This window comes from Flavobacterium sp. ZT3R18, from assembly GCF_007097385.1.
Lineage (GTDB): Bacteria > Bacteroidota > Bacteroidia > Flavobacteriales > Flavobacteriaceae > Flavobacterium.
This window is the reverse complement of sequence record NZ_VJZS01000001.1, coordinates 26,292-43,078: the sequence shown is the minus strand read 5'-3', so window position 1 is coordinate 43,078 and position 16,787 is coordinate 26,292. Positions and strand designations below refer to the sequence as shown.

Genomic DNA, 16,787 nt, shown 5'->3' with positions numbered 1-16,787 from the left:
CCCAAGGTACTTTTGACATATCAAATTATGAAAAATAACACACAAATTATGAAAACAAAATTTTTAGCTTTAGCAATGTCTTTAGGCTTATTAATCGCATCATGTAGCAATGATGAAGATCCAATTACAGTAGCTCCATTAACAGGTACTGAAAGTATTGTTATTGGTACAACTACTACTTTTGCAAGTACAACAACAGGTGGTACTTTCACAAGTGCAACTCCAACAGTAGCAACTATCGATGCTAAAACTGGTGCAATAACAGCAGTATCTGTCGGAACTTCAGTTATAACATATACAGTAACAGGAGCAGCCGCAGCAGTAACAAAAACAGTGACTGTAACTGCAGTTCCTGCTGCAACAGGAGAAATAACTGGAGATTTTACAGCAAACAAAACTTATGCTTACGGTAATTATACTTTAAAAGGAATGGTCAAAATTAACAATGGAGTAACTGTTACTTTTGCACCCGGATCTACAATTACTTGCGACAAAACTACTGGTGAAAATGGTCTTATAATATTAAAAGGAGGAAAGTTAATTGCAAATGGTACCGCTGATGCTCCAATCGTTTTTACTGCAAAACAAAAAACAGCAGGTTCTTGGGCTGGTATTATTATGTATGGTGATGCTCCAATTGTAAATTCAGCAACAGTTGCTGCACCACAAACTGCAACATCAGAAGATGGTTTATCTTTGAAATATGGAGGTGCAGATGCAACACATAGTAGTGGTTCATTAAAATATGTAAGAGTTGAATATGCTGGATTAGTAATCACAACTAATACCAAGGAACATAATGGATTCTCATTCTATTCTGTTGGTTCAGGAACTGTACTAGAAAATTTAGTTTCCTACAAGGGTAATGATGATGGTTTTGAATTTTACGGAGGAACAGTAAGTTTGAAAAACTCAATCTCTTATGGTAATTCTGATGACTCATTTGACTGGCAAGATGGATGGAGAGGTCAAGACAACACCAACTGGTATGCTTACCAAGTAGGTGCTGCAAACTACGGACTAGAAGTAGAATCTAAAAGTGTTGACAATGATTTCTGGCCAAAAGTTACTAACATCACTCTAAAAAGAGCGGCTGGTACAACTACAGAATTACAGAGTGAAATCCAATTAGACGCTATTCAATTCAAAAAAGAAGGAAATGGAGATTACAGCAACATCGTAATTGATGGTTATGTTAGCCAAATTGCATCTGCGACTCAACTTGGATTTAATGGTGGTGTAATTCAAATACAAGATAAAGCGACATATGACCACCAAGTTGCAAAAGGAAAAATCAAATTAAACAACGTAAAAATCTCTAACTCTCCTCTTACGTTCATTTCAGGAGCAACTACTTTTACAGTGACTGCAGCAAGTTTTGTTCCAGCATCAAACTGGACAACTAGTGCTACTGCTACAGGAGCTGATTTAACTACTGGTGCCTGGTGTACAGTTGACGGTGTAGATTTGCTTAAAAATCTAAAATAACAATCCGATCCTGAATTAGTTTAAAAATACCTCTCAATTATTGAGAGGTATTTTTTTTTATAATTATTTTTTCTTATATTTACTCTCAAATCACAAAGCTAATGACGAAAAACTACTTTTATATTACACTCTTATTGGCTTTTTTCTTTACTCTTACTGCAACAGCACAGGATACTAAGCAACAGCCAAGACTACAAGAAAACATTTCAATCGAAGGTTTAAACTTGTACCCGAACCCTGTGACTAGTGGCAAAGTTTACATCACTTCAAAAAACGACTTAGAAAAAGAAATCATCATCTTTGACGTTTTAGGAAAAAAAGTACTACAAACCAAGATAAACTCCAAAGAACTAAACGTATCTAACTTACTTCCTGGTGTTTATATCATAAAAATCATCGAAGAAGAAGCGACAAGTAGCAGAAAACTAATTGTCCGATAATTCATCCGAATAAATTTAAAAAGTCCCAAAATATTTGGGACTTTTTTTTGGCTTCGACAAGCTCAGCCACCCAGAAAACCACTGTGCTCTGCCACCGAGAAGCAATGAGTTATCATCAAAAAATGCAGAAAATAATAATATCTTTGTACAAAAAAGAACTTGATTACAGCCAACGACATATTCACCATTTCCGGTCAAAAGCAATTTGAAAAAATAGCACTAAAAGTGTTCCGATTTCAATATGAAAACAACCTAGTGTACCAAGAATTTTGCGATTTATTAAAAACAAATCCGCAAAAAGTAAAGTCGCTACATCAAATTCCTTTTTTACCCATTCAGTTTTTCAAAAGCCATAATGTTGTTTCGAACAACAATCCGATTCAAGCTACTTTCAGCAGCAGCGGAACGACGGCTTCGACAAGCTCAGCCACCGAGCAAGGGGAAATACGTACAGACATCATTAGAAGCAAACATTTAGTTACAGATGTTTCCATTTATGAAGAAAGCTACCGGAAAGGATTTTCTCAATTTTATGGAAACATTGAAGATTACGTTGTCTTAGCCTTACTCCCCTCTTATCTCGAAAGAGAAGGCTCTTCATTGATCTATATGGTTGAAGATTTAATACAACTCACCAACAACACTAATAGTGGTTTTTACCTCAACAATCACGAGGAACTAATTCAAAAACTAATTGATCTAGACCAAGCAGGTCAAAACGTAATTCTGATCGGGGTTACCTATGCCTTATTAGACTTAATCGAAAAACAACAATTCCAACTGCAGCACACCATCATTATGGAAACAGGCGGCATGAAAGGCAAACGCAAAGAAATGATTCGCGAAGAATTACACGAACAGCTATGCAACGGTTTTGGCGTTACAGCCATACATTCTGAATACGGCATGACCGAATTACTTTCCCAAGCTTATTCGCTGGGAAACGGCGTATTTGAATGCCCTTCTTGGATGCAAATACGCATTCGCGATACCGAAGATGCTTTGACCTACATAAAAGACGGAAAAACGGGCGGAATCAACGTCATTGATTTAGCAAACATCAATTCTTGTTCCTTTATTGCTACGCAAGATTTGGGCAAAAAATATCCCAATACCACTTTCGAAGTATTGGGACGTTTTGATAATTCTGATATTCGGGGTTGTAATTTGATGGTGGTTTAATCGTAAATATCTTTTCGATGTCCTAAATCAACAACTTCTATCAAAAGGACGTGATCAAAAATTTCATAAATTACTCTATAATCGCCAACACGAATTCGATATCCTTTTCTGCCTTTTAGCTTTCTGTATCCTTGCGGTCTTGGATTATCAGCTAAATCATATATCTGTTTTTTTATTGCCGAATAAAAAGGTTCGTTTATTTTCATCAAAGATTTAATAACCTTATCTCTAAAAGTAATCGCATACACCATTAATGCACTTTTTTGCGTTTGGTTTCGATCATTTTAAATGCTTCATCAATTGGAATTCTAGAGCCATCATCATCTCTTTTGGCTTCATCATAAAGACGAACATCCTCCAAATCATCAAGGTGTTCCATCAATTTGTTGTATTTTTCTATAGGCATAACAACAGCTGTTCTTTTACCTTTTTCATCTGTCAAAAATTGAGTTCCCATAGCCTAATTTATTTAAAGTAAAGTTATAAAATTATTTCACTCTAATCACAAAATAATTTTTCTTACCGCTTTGCAACAACACAAATTGATTGTTAATCAAATCTTTTGCTGAAAGCATAAACGTTTCATTCACTTTTTCTTTATTCACCGAAATAGAATTCGCAGTCAAAGCCCTTCTCGCCTCTCCATTCGACTTAAAAAATCCTGTTTTTTCATTCAAAACATGAATAATATCCAATCCTGCTTCCACATCTATTCTTGAGATTTCGGCTTGTGGCACTCCATCAAAAACTTCTAGAAAAGTCACCTCATCGAGTTGCTTCAAATCCTCGGCAGTAGCATTTCCAAAAAGAATATTGGAGGCTTTAATCGCTTTATCCAATTCTTCGGCAGAATGCACCAAAACTGTCAACTCTTCGGCTAGTTTTCTTTGTAAAACTCTTAAATGTGGCGCTACTTTATGCTCTTCAATCAAGGCGTCAATTGTGTCTTTATCTAAGAAAGTAAAAATTTTAATATACTTTTCGGCATCTACATCGGTAGTGTTCAACCAAAATTGGTAAAATTTATACACTGAAGTTTTATCGGCAGTCAACCACACATTTCCACCTTCTGATTTTCCGAATTTAGAACCATCGGCTTTAGTAATCAACGGACAGGTCATCGCATAAGCTTTGGCTTCTTCTCCTACATTCATTCTTCGTACCAATTCGGTTCCTGTAGTGATATTCCCCCATTGGTCTGAACCTCCCATTTGCAACAAACAATTGTACTCTTTATGCAAATGATAAAAATCGTATCCTTGAATCAATTGGTAGGTAAACTCCGTAAACGACATTCCTTCACCATCACCTGTCAAACGTTTTTTTACAGAATCCTTGGCCATCATATAATTTACCGTAATACGTTTACCGACATCACGAGCAAAATTAATAAATGACAAACCTTTCATCCAATCGTAGTTGTTCACCAAAACTGGAGCATTTACAGCAGTATCATTAAAATCTAAAAAACGAGACAAAACCCCTTTTATCCCTTCAACATTATGATTTAAAGTGGCTTCGTCTAATAAATTACGCTCATCCGATTTTCCAGAAGGATCTCCAATCATTCCAGTTGCACCGCCCACCAAGGCAATTGGTTTGTGTCCAAAATTTTTGAGGTGAACCAATAAAATAATTGGCACCAAGCTTCCAATATGCAATGAATCTGATGTGGGATCAAATCCAATATAAGTAGCTGTCATTTCTTTTAAAAGTTGTTCTTCGGTTCCAGGCATAATGTCGTGTACTAAACCACGCCATTGTAATTCGGAAATAATATTTTTCATATATGTAGTAATCGATTTTGAGCAAAGATAACAATTTCAATAGCAATGGCAATTTCAACAAGGCATTCGCTTTTAAAAGTTTTAGCCACCAATTGTCACAAATTTTATCAATTTTTAAAATTGAATTGCACGAATTCTATCTGTTTTAATTCGTGAAATTAAAACAGATAGTCATTCGGGTAAATTTGTGTAATTCGTGGCCAACTTTTTTTAAAAAGCGAATACCCAGCAATTTCAAGGACAATTTAAATGGCAATAAAAACATTTATGGTTTGTGACAAAATGGTATATTTGTCAATATGGTATTAGTCACAGGAGGAACAGGTTTAGTGGGCGCACATCTCTTAATTCATTTGGTTGAAAAAGAAGAAAATGTTCGTGCCATTTATAGAAACTTAGAAAGTACACAAAAAACAAAATCGCTATTCTCATTGTACAAAAAGGAATCACTGTACGAAAGAATACAGTGGATTCAAGCAGATGTCCTGGACATTCCGTCTTTAGAAAATACATTTAAGGGAATCGACCAAGTGTACCACTGTTCGGCATTGATCTCTTTTGACCCCAAAGAGGAAGACCTCGTTCGAAAAACCAATATCGAAGGCACGGCAAACATTGTTAATTTTTGTCTGGCTTACAATATCAAAAAGCTTTGCCATATAAGTTCAATAGCCGCTCTAGGCGATTTAGCAGCACATGAATCTATTATCACCGAAGAAACCGAATGGAACCCCGAAAAACCCCATAGCGATTATGCCATTTCAAAATATGGCGCCGAAATGGAAGTTTGGCGCGGTCAGCAGGAAGGACTTGAAGTGATACTACTAAATCCCGGTATAATTATTGGCCCAGGATTTTGGAACCAAGGAAGCGGTGAACTTTTCACGAAAGTAAAAAACGGATTGCCCTTTTACACCAAAGGATCTACTGGTTTTATAGCCGTTTCTGATGTTGTTACTATAATGTATGAGTTGATGAAAAGCGAAATTCATGGGGAACGATTTACACTAGTAAGTCAAAATATCACTTTTCAAAATCTGCTATTTACGATTGCGGATGCGCTAAAAGTCAAAAGACCTAAATACCATGCAAAACCGTATTTAATGAATATTTTATGGAAACTGGATTGGGTAGCATCAAATGTTTTTGGCCAAAAAAGGCAACTCAGCAAAGCCTCAGCCAGATCCTCTTATTCCAATAATTTATTTTCGAATGAAAAAATAAAAAACGCCTTGAATATTACATTCATAGACGTTCATCATTATATAAAAGAAATCACAAAATTGTAATTATTCGGATGGTTTTTCAGTCCTCAGTCGCAGTTTTCAGACCAAAAAGGACGTATATTTAAAAACAATTCAAAATACTCTCTTTTACAATATTGTTAAGAAAGCAAATTACAATCTTTGCAGACAATTCTGGAAACTGTGACTGAAAACTGCGACTTGAATTATTCCTATTTCTTAACCTTTAAATTCTTTTTTGCTTTAGCAATAGAATCTTTTTCTTTTTTGATTTTTACCTCTTTGACTTTTTTTGCCTTTTTTATAGAATCTTGAACTTTCTTTACTTTTGCATTTTTAATTGCAACCGATTTTTTCTGTTCTTTTTTGATTATCAAATCTACAGAAGCTTTCTCCTTTTTTAATCGGCCGTTTAAATCATCATACATTTTTTTGTATTCCCTATAATCAGCTGCATAATACGCATTGCTTTTTACAAACTGCAGGCTATCTATTTTGTACTTCTTATAAACATAAGTCTTCGGATTGATACCGTTGGCATATAATGAATTGGGATCTTGGTATTTTAAAGCATCCAACAGAGCCATATCATACATAACATCAATCATCATCCCTTTATCAATAAGATTATCCGGTCTTTTGACCAACTCTTTATCACAGCTTGAAAAAAGGACAAGTAGCACAAAAAAGAACACTATTTTCTTCATCTAATGATTATTTCGTTATCTATCGAACAACATTCTTTTACCGGCACGAATATCTTTTACTTTAAAACCAGAATAAACCAATTGTCCATTCACGAAAGTATGGGTAATTCTAGATTTAAAAGTATAGCCTTCAAAAGGAGACCATCCGCATTTTGAAAGTATATTTTCTTTCTTTACGCTCCATGGCAACCCTGGATTAACAATTACCAAATCGGCATAATACCCTACTCTAATAAAACCTCTTTTTTCTATTTTGAAGATCTTAGCCGGGTTGTGGCAGAACTTTTCTACGATTTTCTCCACACTTATTTTCCCTTGATGATGTGCCTCAAACAGGGCAACGACAGCGTGTTGCACCAAAGGACCTCCAGAAGGTGCTTTAAGATAGTTTTGCTTTTTCTCTTCCAATGTATGCGGAGCGTGATCTGTCGCAATTACATCAATACGACCATCATTCAGCGCTTCCCACAAGACTTTTCGATCATTCTCTGTTTTTACCGCTGGGTTCCATTTTATAAAATTCCCTTTTGTCTCATAATCCTCATTGGTAAACCATAAATGATGCACACAAACTTCGGCGGTTATTTTTTTCTCTTCAAGTGGAATTTTATTGGTAAACAACTCCATCTCTTTTGCCGTTGACAGATGAAAAACATGCAATCTAGCACCCGTTTTTTTAGCCAAAGCAATCGCTTTAGAAGAAGAAATATAGCATGCCTCTTCACTACGAATAAGATGATGAGCCGTTACGGGAATATCTTCACCGTACTCCTCTTTGTATTTTTCTAAATTATTCTTAATCGTCGTTTCATCTTCACAGTGAACTGCAATAAGCATTGAAGTACACGAAAATATTTTCTCTAAAACTGCCTCATTATCTACCAACATATTACCTGTAGATGACCCTAGAAATATTTTTATTCCAGCAACATTCTTAGGATTTGTTTTTAGCACTTCCTCTAGATTATCATTGGTGGCACCCATCATAAAAGAATAATTGGCAAAAGACTTCTTAGAGGCAATTTGATATTTTTCTTCTAGAATTTCTTGGGTCACTGCATTAGGAACCGTATTGGGTTGTTCTATATACGAAGTGATTCCACCCGCAACAGCCGCTCTGGATTCTGATTCTATATCTCCTTTATGAGTAAGTCCCGGTTCTCTAAAATGCACTTGATCATCTATGGCTCCGGGCATCAAATAACTCCCTTCGGCATCAATAATCATACAATCAGAAGACTTTGCACTAATACTTTCTGAAATTTCGACTATCAGATCGTTTTCGATAAGCACATCCCCTTCAAAAATAACTCCTTCATTTACTATTTTAGCATTTTTAATTAAATATCTATTCATAGTATCCCCTTTTTTTACAAACTGTTAAATAACTTTTTTAAACGTAACGATATTACTCCGAGCACGGCTTCCACTATTATTGAATTGCTCATTTTAGACTGCCCTTTTGTTCTATCTGTGAAAATAATAGGCACTTCAGAAATAGCAAACTTTTTACAATACGTTCTATACTTCATTTCAATCTGAAAAGCATAACCTACGAATTTAATTTTATCCAAATTAACTTCTTCCAGCACTTTTCTTTTATAACAAACAAATCCCGCAGTGGCATCGTGAATTTTCATACCAGTAATCATACGGACATAAACCGATGCAAAATAAGACATCAAAACACGACTCAAAGGCCAATTGACAACATTAACACCCGTAACGTATCGAGACCCAATAGCCAAATCGGCATCTCCAAAATGACAGGCATCATACAATTTTTCTAGATCATTAGGGTTGTGAGAAAAATCAGCATCCATTTCAAAAATGAAATCATAGCTGTTTTGCAACGCCCATTTAAAACCATGAACATAAGCCGTTCCGAGACCTGATTTCTTGGCTCTTTTTTCTAAAAACAACCTCCCTTTGAATTCACTCTGAAGCATAACCACTTTCTCGGCAGTCTGATCTGGAGAGTTATCATCAATAATTAAGACATGGAAAGGTTTGTGTTGTGAGAGCACTGCCCTAACAATGCTTTCAATGTTTTCAATTTCGTTATAGGTAGGAATTATAACAATACAATTGTTCATGTTTCGAGTAATTTCGGTGCAAAAGTAACCATTTTAAGCCATTTGATTATTATAAATTTATAATAAATAATGTTATAAAAATTAGTAATTTTGCATTAATATGACGGAACATGTACTTCATCCTAGAATAATTGAGAATAAAGACTGGATAACACTAGTGTTTATCATGGCTTTTGGCATCATTGCCCTGACCAAATCGGTTTATGAAAATCGTTTTGAAGATTTTGTCAAATTAATTTACTCCAACAAATACATCCGTATATATCGAGACAGCAGCCACCTAATGGGTATGTTCTCTATATCCTTGTTTTTTGTACAAATAATTTCATTTTCTTTTTTCATTCAACTCCTACTCAGTTATCTCGGATATGGATCAAAAACAGACTGGATACTGTTCATTCAAATATTCACATTTCTAATCTATTTTATTTTATCTAAATTTTTGATAGAAAAAATCATCGCCACTACATTCAATATTGAAGAGTTTATCGAACAATTTAATTTACAAAAAGTCACCTATCGAACCTATATTGGGTTGCTTTTGCTCCCTGTAGACATTGTTTTATTTTATTACGACTCTATTTTAGAAAATATTCCGCTTCTTGTTTTCTATATAATACTAGCACTAAACGGATTACTATATTTGATCTCAATAAAAAACTACAGAAACGAAATTTTCAGCAAGTTGTTTTATTTTATTTTATATCTTTGCACTCTTGAAATAGCACCCTATTATTTTATGTATTATTGGTTTACAAAAAGTAGTGTTTAGAAAATATTTAATATGAAAGTGAAAACAATTTTGGTATCACAACCAGAACCTAAAGTGGAAAATTCTCCATACTTTGAGCTGCAACAAAAGCATAAAGTAAAAATTGATTTCAGACCTTTTATTCATGTAGAAGGAGTCAGCGCAAAAGAAATTAGACTTCAAAAAATCGATCTTAACAACTACTCTGCTATTATATTAACGAGCAAAAATGGTGTGGATCACTTTTTTAGAGTGGCAGATGAAATGCGCTACAAAGTTCCTGAAGGATTAAAATACTTTTGCCAATCTGAAGCAATCGCGTTTTACCTGCAAAAATACGTAGTATACAGAAAACGTAAAATCTATGTAGGCCCAAAAGATTTTGCAGATCTATCGCCTTTAATCAAAAAATACAAAGACGAGAAATTCTTATTACCAGCATCAGATCAATTAAACGCTGACATTCCTGTAACATTAAACGCTTTGAAAGTAGATTGGACTCCAGCTACTTTTTATAAAACGGTTATGAGTGACTTGTCAGATTTAGCCGATGTTTACTACGATGTATTGGCTTTCTTTAGCCCAACTGGAATTAAATCTTTATACAAAAACTTCCCGAATTTTGAACAAAACAATACTCGAATAGCCGTTTTTGGAAGTACAACTCAAAAAGAAGCTCTGGACCACGGATTGCGCATAGACATTATGGCTCCAACACCTGGAACTCCATCTATGACAATGGCTTTAGAGAAATACATTGCTGAAGCAAATAAAGGGAAATAGACCTCTATGAAATAGCAATTTCAATAACAATAAAAATTCCAAATTCCGATTTTACGATTGGAATTTGGAATTTTTCATTTGGATTCCCTCCATTTTCAAATCATTTCAACTACTTTTGATTTCAAATTAAAACTAAAACCCTTATTTTAGTTAAAATACAGAGTCATGAAAATTAACTCCCTTATAGTAGAAATAGACGGTATCGACAAAGAGATTTTACGTTACCTGATGGATGATGCCCGAAAACCAATTCTGCAAATTGCCAATAAAATAGGTATTTCGGGAGCGGCTATTCATCAGCGACTTCGAAAACTGGAACAATCTGGTGTAATTTCGGGTTCTAAATTTACCGTTAGCCATAAAGTTTTAGGATACAACACCATGGCTTTTGTTGGTATTTATCTGGACAAAGCCGCCCGAAACTCCGAAGCCGTAAAAGATTTAAAAAAAATCCCCGAAGTACTAGAATGCCATTACACCACAGGAAATTGGTCTATTTTAATCAAAATTATTTGTCGCGACAACGAACATTTAATGCAATTGCTGAATTCTAAAATCCAAGCCATTGAAGGCGTTTCCAGAACAGAGACTTTTATATCTTTAGACCAACAAATTGACAGACAAATACAGCTATAAAAATTTCAAAATTCAATAGCAATGGTAATTTCAATGGCAATGGCAATAAAAAATAAAAAAAACCAAATCCCAATTGAATACTTGGAATTTGATTTTTTGCTCTTTGCTTTCTGCTCTCTGCTCTCTGCTCTTTGCTCTTTGCTCTTTGTCCTTTAAACTAGTTCCTTCTACCTCCCATATAAATCGAGACATAATACAACAAAGTCGCAATTGACCCCAATGCGGCAACCACATACGTTCTGGCAGCCCATTTCAAAGAATCTTTCGCTCCTGCATGTTCTTGTTGCGTCAGCATATTTTTATTCTCTAACCAAGCCAAAGCTCTATTACTTGCATCGTATTCTACCGGCAAGGTCACAATCGAAAACAAAGTCGTTGCTGCAAATATGATAATCCCTATCAATAACAATTGTGGAAAAGTACGAATCATCAAGATTCCGGCCAATAAAATCCATTGCATATACGAAGATGCTACATTTACAATTGGCACCAATTGAGAACGCATCGTCAACCATTGATACCCCACAGCGTGTTGTACTGCGTGTCCGCATTCGTGCGCAGCAACTGCTGCTGCCGCAGCGTTGCGCTGGTTGTACACTGCCTCACTCAAATTGACGGTTTTATCCACCGGATTGTAATGATCTGTCAATTGACCTGGAGTGGAAATTACTCGCACATCACGAATACCGTTATCAGCAAGCATTTTCTCGGCTATTTCTGCTCCTGACATCCCGTTTTGCAAATGCAATTTCGAATAAAACTCAAATTTATTCTTTAGTGTAGAACTCACTAACCAGCTTGCCAGCATAATAGCACCCGCAAGAATTAAATAACTCATTCCCATATCTTTTGTTTTTTATGTTTTGTTTTCAAAATAAACATCAAATTACAAACCAAATTTAGCGAAATGTCAATTTGACATCCGTTAAAAATTCATTAAAAAAATATTTCAATGGCAATTTCAATGGCAATGGCAATGGCAATAGCAATAAAAAATCCAAACTCTAATTGAACACATTGTCAATAGAATTTGGAATTTTTAAAGTTGGAATTTATTTATTTTCCCCTCAATTTATTTTTTTTATTGTCATTGAAATTGCCATTGAAATTGATATTGAATCTTTTTTATCCCACCAAATTAATAATCTTCCCCGGAACGATAATCACCTTATTCGGTGTTTTTCCTTCCAGTTGTTTGATGGTTCTTTCGTCTTTCATTACGATTTCCTCGATTTCTTCTTTGGTTAAATCCAAAGGCAAAACCATTGTGAAACGCATTTTCCCGTTGAAAGATACTGGATATTCCTTATCACTTTCTACCAAATGTTTTTCGTCCAAAACAGGAAAAGGCACCGTTGCAATAGAACCGGAATTTCCTAGCAACGACCATAATTCCTCTGCAATGTGTGGCGCATAAGGCGAAATCACAATCGCTAATGGCTCCAAGATGGCACGAGAATGGCAATTTTGCGTTGACAGTTCATTCACACAAATCATAAACTGAGAAACCGAAGTATTGAAAGAGAAACTCTCAATATCTTCCGCCACTTTCTTGATGGTTTTGTGCAATGATTTAAGATTGTCTTTCGTTGGTTCTTCATTAGTCACAATCGAACCGTTGTCATCAAAATACAAACGACACAATTTCTTCAAGAAACCAAAAACTCCAGAAATACCTGCTGTATTCCAAGGTTTCGCCTGTTCCAATGGCCCTAAGAACATTTCATACAAACGCAAGGTATCAGCTCCATATTCGTTACAAATATCATCTGGTGTTACTACATTGTATTTCGATTTCGACATTTTCTCGATTTCACGACCGACAATGTATTTTCCGTTTTCTTCAGTAAAAAATTCGGCATTAGCGTAATATTCTCTCCAACCTTTAAATTTTTCAATATCCAATTCATCAGAAGAATTTACCATTGAAACATCCACATGTTTAGACCATAAACTAATATCCCCCACAGTGTTGATAACATCTCTGCCTGGGAAATTACGACTTAATGTTTCTACATAAAACTGTCTAGCAACTTCTATTTCTTCTAAATCACCTTTAATAATTTTATCATATTTTGGCTTAGTCATAAAGAAAGAAGCCATCTTTTCTACCATTCTGTTGTCTTCGTCTTCTATATATAAAGATTCGGTAGCCCACGAAAACTGATAAACAAACGCACTCATCCCCAAAATCATCCCTTGATTAATCAATTTCTTGAATGGTTCTTCGGTTGGCGCAAAACCTTTGTCTTTTAGGAATTTATTCCAAAAACGGGAGTACAACAAGTGACCCGTTGCGTGTTCGCTTCCGCCAATGTATAAATCGACACTTTCCCAATATTTCAAAGCTTCTTTGCTGGCAAATTCGTTCTCGTTGTGTGCATCCATATAACGCATCCAATACCAAGAGCTTCCTGCCCAACCCGGCATGGTATTCAACTCTAAAGGGAAAATGGCTGTATTGTCAACCAAATCCGTTTCAACTACTTTATTGTTTACACTATCCCAAGCCCAAACCGTTGCATTTCCTAATGGAGGCAATCCGTCTTCGGTTGGTAAATACTTTTCTACTTCTGGCAAGATGATAGGCAAGTGTTTCGCCTCAATCATTTGCGGCAAGCCATTCACATAATATACCGGAAACGGCTCTCCCCAATAACGCTGGCGAGAGAAAACAGCATCACGCAAACGGTAATTGATTTTCCCTTTTCCTTGATTTAATTTCTCTAGTTCCTCTATAACTTTCTTAGTACCGTCTTTGTAATTCAATCCGTTTAGAAAATCGGAATTGGCCAATAGGGTTTTTTCCTTATCATCAAACGGTTTTTCGGAAATATCCGCACCTTCCTGAATGTTTTTGATTTCGGACATTCCGTTTTGACCTTTGAAGAAATTAGCAAAAGCATAATCTCTTTCGTCTCCACAAGGAACTGCCATCACAGCACCTGTTCCGTATCCTGCCAAAACATAATCCCCAATCCAAACCGGAATAGGTTCTTTTGTAAACGGATGCTCAGCATAAGCTCCTGTAAACACACCCGAAATGGTTTTTACATCGGCCATACGCTCCCTCTCGGAACGTTTGGCTGTTTTTTCTATATAGGCTTCAACTGCTGCATTTTGTTCAGGAGTTGTGATTTGCGCAACCAATTCGTGCTCGGGGGCTAGAGTCATGAAGGTAACTCCGAAAATAGTATCAGGACGAGTTGTAAAAACGGCTATTTTAGATTCTGAATTTTTAACATTGAATTCTACAGTTGCTCCGACAGATTTCCCAATCCAGTTTCTTTGGCTCTCCTTGATACTTTCGCTCCAATCAATATCATTTAAACCTTGCAACAAACGCTCCGCATAAGCAGAGATTCTCATACTCCATTGCGTCATTTTTTTACGAATCACGGGATAACCGCCACGTTCCGAAACGCCGTTCACAATTTCGTCATTCGCCAAAACCGTTCCCAATCCCGGACACCAGTTCACTTCGGTCTCTGCCAAATACGTCAATCGGTATTGCAAAAGAATTTTCTCCTGTTGTTCTTTTGCGTAAGCGTTCCATTCATTTGCTGAAAAGCTTTCAATATTTTCATCACAAACCGCATTTACTCCCGAAGTCTCGGGAGCATTTCCTTCTGTAGAGAAAATAGAAACCAAAGTCAAAATATCCTCAGCCTTGTCCGTATTTTTATTGTACCAAGAATTAAACAATTGGATAAAAATCCATTGCGTATGCTTGTAATAATCTGGGTTAGAAGTACGCACTTCACGCTCCCAATCAAATGAAAATCCTATTTTATCCAATTGCTTTCTGTAGCCGGCAATCACTTTTCCTTCTTTATCTACACCACCGTCAATATTTACCGAAGTAGTATCCTCTGGACGCTGCCCAGTCTGAATTGCATATTGCTCCGCCGGCAATCCAAAACTGTCATACCCCATCGGGTGCAACACATTAAAACCTTGGTGTCTTTTGTATCTCGAATACACATCCGATGCGATGTACCCTAGCGGATGCCCCACATGCAATCCCGCTCCAGACGGGTAAGGAAACATATCCAATACATAATGTTTTGGCTTTTCTGAGTTGTTTTGCGCGGCAAAAGTTTTATGCTCTGCCCAGTATTTTTGCCATTTGGCCTCAATTTCGTTCGGATTATATTTCATTCCTTTTATTTATTGTTTTTTAATGGAGTCATACTTTCGCACACTCAAGCCATTTCAAGTATTTATTTAACCCTATCAGTCCCGATAGCTATCGGGATGAACCTTGATAGGGTTGCGAAAATTTAGCAGCAAATTTACATTTATTGTACGAAAGTTAAAACTTTGAGCCTTATTAACTTCAAATTAAAGAATATGTTTATTATTTTTACCCCATAATTTAGATATACTATGAGTTCATCCTTTGAAAAGTTTCAAAAGCGCAGGTTAATTTCCTCTTATTTTTCAGTAGTACTAAGTGTATTCTTAGTCTTGTTTCTATTAGGAATATTGGGATTATTTATTATCAATTCCAAAAAACTGGCCGATGACTTCAGAGAAAAAATAGCGATGACTGTTTTTTTCAAAAACGAAGCCAACGACACTATTCTTAAATCCTTTGGTCAGGAGTTAAAAGCAACCCAGTTTGCCAAATCCTTTGTTTATGTATCCAAAGAACAGGCAGCAAAAGAACACACCGATATTATTGGCGAAGATTTCGTAACCTTTCTAGGAGAAAATCCGTTGCAAAATTCATACGACATCCACTTAAAAGCCGATTACGTCATCAAAGATAGTATTGCCAAAATAGAATCGCAATTGCGCAAAAACCCGATGGTCTCAGATATCGTTTATGACAAACAATTGGTCAACTTGGTCAATGATAACATCAAAAAAGTAAGTATGTGGATTTTAATCATCAGCGCATTCTTGACTTTTATAGCCGTTCTTTTGATCAATAGTTCCTTGAGACTTTCTATACATTCTAATCGATTTATCATCAAAACCATGCAAATGGTAGGTGCTACCAAAGCCTTTATCCGAAAACCTTTTGTAATGCGTAGTATCAAACTAGGAATGATTGGCGCAGGTCTTGCCATTCTTGCTTTGATTGGAGTTTTGATTTATCTTGAAACCAGTTTTCCTGATCTTGGAATCCTAGACGACAAACTATTGATAGGCCTTGTATTAATCGGTGTTTTTGGAATTGGCATTTTAATCACTTGGTTGAGTACTTATTTTGCTACACAACGTTTCCTGAATTTAAGAACAGACGACCTATACTAATTTAAGATTTTAGATTATAGATTTTAGATTGCAGAGCTAAAAAGCGAACGCAAAACATTCTAAGATTAAAAAAATAAACAAAATGACAAACGAAGAACACAAACAAGAATTTCTTTTTGAGAAAATAAACTATAAAATCTTATTGATTGGGATTGGAGTAATCGCATTGGGTTTCATCCTAATGTCTGGCGGAGGAAGTGATGACCCTACTATTTTTAACGAATCAGTTTTTGATTTCCGAAGAATTCGTTTGGCACCAACTACCGTTTTAATTGGTTTTGGAATCACCATTTACGCCATTCTTAAAAATCCAAGCCCCCTAACCCCTGCTTCGACAAGCTCTGCCTCCGCAAAAAGGGGAACTACTGATTTGGTAGATAAAAAATAATTCTAAGATTTTAAGATTTC

General features: G+C 35.8%; 17 protein-coding genes. 9 read left to right on the top strand and 8 right to left on the bottom strand.

Features of this window, described 5'->3' with window-relative positions:
* Positions 1-48 precede the first annotated feature (48 nt).
* The 3 genes from FNW52_RS00185 (at position 49) to FNW52_RS00175 (ending at position 3,110) form a co-directional block, all read left to right on the top strand.
* Positions 49-1,488, top strand: coding sequence for a hypothetical protein (locus FNW52_RS00185; protein WP_185965885.1), 1,440 nt, complete (start codon positions 49-51; stop codon positions 1,486-1,488).
* Between the two features lie 101 nt (positions 1,489-1,589).
* On the top strand, positions 1,590-1,928 hold the full coding sequence (locus FNW52_RS00180; RefSeq protein ID WP_143375399.1) for a T9SS type A sorting domain-containing protein: 339 nt from the start codon (positions 1,590-1,592) through the stop codon (positions 1,926-1,928).
* Positions 1,929-2,087: 159 nt separating this feature from the next.
* Entirely contained in the window at positions 2,088-3,110 is a 1,023-nt protein-coding gene (locus FNW52_RS00175; RefSeq protein WP_143375398.1) for an acyl transferase, read from the top strand.
* On the opposite strand, the gene FNW52_RS00170 is transcribed toward FNW52_RS00175, so the two are convergent.
* Genes FNW52_RS00170 through tyrS form a run of 3 tightly spaced genes read right to left on the bottom strand, consistent with a single transcriptional unit; the run spans position 3,107 to position 4,897 of the window.
* Entirely contained in the window at positions 3,107-3,361 is a 255-nt protein-coding gene (locus FNW52_RS00170; RefSeq protein ID WP_143375397.1) for a type II toxin-antitoxin system RelE/ParE family toxin, read from the bottom strand. The two genes, FNW52_RS00175 and FNW52_RS00170, sit on opposite strands and share 4 nt — an antisense overlap.
* Positions 3,361-3,567, bottom strand: coding sequence for a hypothetical protein (locus FNW52_RS00165; RefSeq protein ID WP_143375396.1), 207 nt, complete (start codon positions 3,565-3,567; stop codon positions 3,361-3,363). The genes FNW52_RS00170 and FNW52_RS00165 overlap by 1 nt, the downstream gene beginning before the upstream one ends.
* A 31-nt stretch (positions 3,568-3,598) precedes the next feature.
* Positions 3,599-4,897 carry a tyrosine--tRNA ligase gene (gene tyrS / locus FNW52_RS00160; RefSeq protein ID WP_143375395.1) on the bottom strand — a complete coding sequence of 433 codons (1,299 nt, stop codon included), beginning with the start codon at positions 4,895-4,897 and terminating at the stop codon, positions 3,599-3,601.
* A 299-nt stretch (positions 4,898-5,196) separates the two neighbouring features.
* Between tyrS and FNW52_RS00155 the strand changes: the two genes are divergently transcribed.
* On the top strand, positions 5,197-6,186 hold the full coding sequence (locus FNW52_RS00155; RefSeq protein ID WP_143375394.1) for an NAD-dependent epimerase/dehydratase family protein: 990 nt from the start codon (positions 5,197-5,199) through the stop codon (positions 6,184-6,186).
* Positions 6,187-6,353: 167 nt separating this feature from the next.
* Here FNW52_RS00155 and FNW52_RS00150 read toward each other — a convergent pair whose 3' ends face one another.
* The 3 genes from FNW52_RS00150 to FNW52_RS00140 are packed head-to-tail and all read right to left on the bottom strand — an operon-like array spanning position 6,354 to position 8,944.
* A complete protein-coding gene (locus FNW52_RS00150; protein WP_143375393.1) occupies positions 6,354-6,848 on the bottom strand; it encodes a DUF4296 domain-containing protein in 495 nt (164 codons plus the stop codon).
* A gap of 15 nt (positions 6,849-6,863) precedes the next feature.
* Positions 6,864-8,204: a dihydroorotase gene (locus FNW52_RS00145; protein ID WP_143375392.1), complete on the bottom strand. Its 1,341-nt coding sequence runs from the start codon at positions 8,202-8,204 to the stop codon at positions 6,864-6,866.
* 14 nt (positions 8,205-8,218) lie between these two features.
* On the bottom strand, positions 8,219-8,944 hold the full coding sequence (locus FNW52_RS00140; protein WP_143375391.1) for a polyprenol monophosphomannose synthase: 726 nt from the start codon (positions 8,942-8,944) through the stop codon (positions 8,219-8,221).
* A gap of 100 nt (positions 8,945-9,044) precedes the next feature.
* Between FNW52_RS00140 and FNW52_RS00135 the strand changes: the two genes are divergently transcribed.
* From FNW52_RS00135 to FNW52_RS00125, 3 genes are all read left to right on the top strand, one after another.
* On the top strand, positions 9,045-9,716 hold the full coding sequence (locus FNW52_RS00135; protein ID WP_143375390.1) for a DUF4271 domain-containing protein: 672 nt from the start codon (positions 9,045-9,047) through the stop codon (positions 9,714-9,716).
* A gap of 12 nt (positions 9,717-9,728) precedes the next feature.
* Positions 9,729-10,478 (top strand): uroporphyrinogen-III synthase, encoded by a 750-nt coding sequence (locus FNW52_RS00130; RefSeq protein WP_143375389.1) that lies wholly within the window; start codon positions 9,729-9,731, stop codon positions 10,476-10,478.
* Between the two features lie 165 nt (positions 10,479-10,643).
* A complete protein-coding gene (locus tag FNW52_RS00125; protein WP_143375388.1) occupies positions 10,644-11,114 on the top strand; it encodes an Lrp/AsnC family transcriptional regulator in 471 nt (156 codons plus the stop codon).
* A 157-nt stretch (positions 11,115-11,271) separates the two neighbouring features.
* Here the strand turns inward: FNW52_RS00125 and FNW52_RS00120 are convergent, their stop codons facing one another.
* Positions 11,272-11,958 (bottom strand): zinc metallopeptidase, encoded by a 687-nt coding sequence (locus tag FNW52_RS00120; RefSeq protein ID WP_185965884.1) that lies wholly within the window; start codon positions 11,956-11,958, stop codon positions 11,272-11,274.
* 281 nt (positions 11,959-12,239) lie between these two features.
* Positions 12,240-15,275: a leucine--tRNA ligase gene (locus FNW52_RS00115; protein ID WP_143375386.1), complete on the bottom strand. Its 3,036-nt coding sequence runs from the start codon at positions 15,273-15,275 to the stop codon at positions 12,240-12,242.
* Between the two features lie 228 nt (positions 15,276-15,503).
* On the opposite strand from FNW52_RS00115, the gene FNW52_RS00110 reads away from it, so the two are divergent.
* Together FNW52_RS00110 and FNW52_RS00105 are read left to right on the top strand one after the other, a co-directional pair.
* A complete protein-coding gene (locus FNW52_RS00110; protein ID WP_143375385.1) occupies positions 15,504-16,379 on the top strand; it encodes an ABC transporter permease in 876 nt (291 codons plus the stop codon).
* Between the two features lie 82 nt (positions 16,380-16,461).
* Entirely contained in the window at positions 16,462-16,767 is a 306-nt protein-coding gene (locus FNW52_RS00105; RefSeq protein ID WP_143375384.1) for a DUF3098 domain-containing protein, read from the top strand.
* The last annotated feature ends 20 nt before the right edge of the window (positions 16,768-16,787 follow it).

Excerpts from the sequence above, each read along its gene's own strand:
- FNW52_RS00185 (WP_185965885.1), top strand. The coding sequence starts at position 49 with ATGAAAACAAAATTTTTAGCTTTAGCAATGTCTTTAGGCTTATTAATC.
- FNW52_RS00180 (WP_143375399.1), top strand. The coding sequence starts at position 1,590 with ATGACGAAAAACTACTTTTATATTACACTCTTATTGGCTTTTTTCTTT.
- FNW52_RS00170 (WP_143375397.1), bottom strand. The coding sequence starts at position 3,361 with ATGGTGTATGCGATTACTTTTAGAGATAAGGTTATTAAATCTTTGATG.
- FNW52_RS00165 (WP_143375396.1), bottom strand. The coding sequence starts at position 3,567 with ATGGGAACTCAATTTTTGACAGATGAAAAAGGTAAAAGAACAGCTGTT.
- tyrS (WP_143375395.1), bottom strand. The coding sequence starts at position 4,897 with ATGAAAAATATTATTTCCGAATTACAATGGCGTGGTTTAGTACACGAC.
- FNW52_RS00155 (WP_143375394.1), top strand. The coding sequence starts at position 5,197 with ATGGTATTAGTCACAGGAGGAACAGGTTTAGTGGGCGCACATCTCTTA.
- FNW52_RS00150 (WP_143375393.1), bottom strand. The coding sequence starts at position 6,848 with ATGAAGAAAATAGTGTTCTTTTTTGTGCTACTTGTCCTTTTTTCAAGC.
- FNW52_RS00145 (WP_143375392.1), bottom strand. The coding sequence starts at position 8,204 with ATGAATAGATATTTAATTAAAAATGCTAAAATAGTAAATGAAGGAGTT.
- FNW52_RS00140 (WP_143375391.1), bottom strand. The coding sequence starts at position 8,944 with ATGAACAATTGTATTGTTATAATTCCTACCTATAACGAAATTGAAAAC.
- FNW52_RS00135 (WP_143375390.1), top strand. The coding sequence starts at position 9,045 with ATGACGGAACATGTACTTCATCCTAGAATAATTGAGAATAAAGACTGG.
- FNW52_RS00130 (WP_143375389.1), top strand. The coding sequence starts at position 9,729 with ATGAAAGTGAAAACAATTTTGGTATCACAACCAGAACCTAAAGTGGAA.
- FNW52_RS00125 (WP_143375388.1), top strand. The coding sequence starts at position 10,644 with ATGAAAATTAACTCCCTTATAGTAGAAATAGACGGTATCGACAAAGAG.
- FNW52_RS00120 (WP_185965884.1), bottom strand. The coding sequence starts at position 11,958 with ATGGGAATGAGTTATTTAATTCTTGCGGGTGCTATTATGCTGGCAAGC.
- FNW52_RS00115 (WP_143375386.1), bottom strand. The coding sequence starts at position 15,275 with ATGAAATATAATCCGAACGAAATTGAGGCCAAATGGCAAAAATACTGG.
- FNW52_RS00110 (WP_143375385.1), top strand. The coding sequence starts at position 15,504 with ATGAGTTCATCCTTTGAAAAGTTTCAAAAGCGCAGGTTAATTTCCTCT.
- FNW52_RS00105 (WP_143375384.1), top strand. The coding sequence starts at position 16,462 with ATGACAAACGAAGAACACAAACAAGAATTTCTTTTTGAGAAAATAAAC.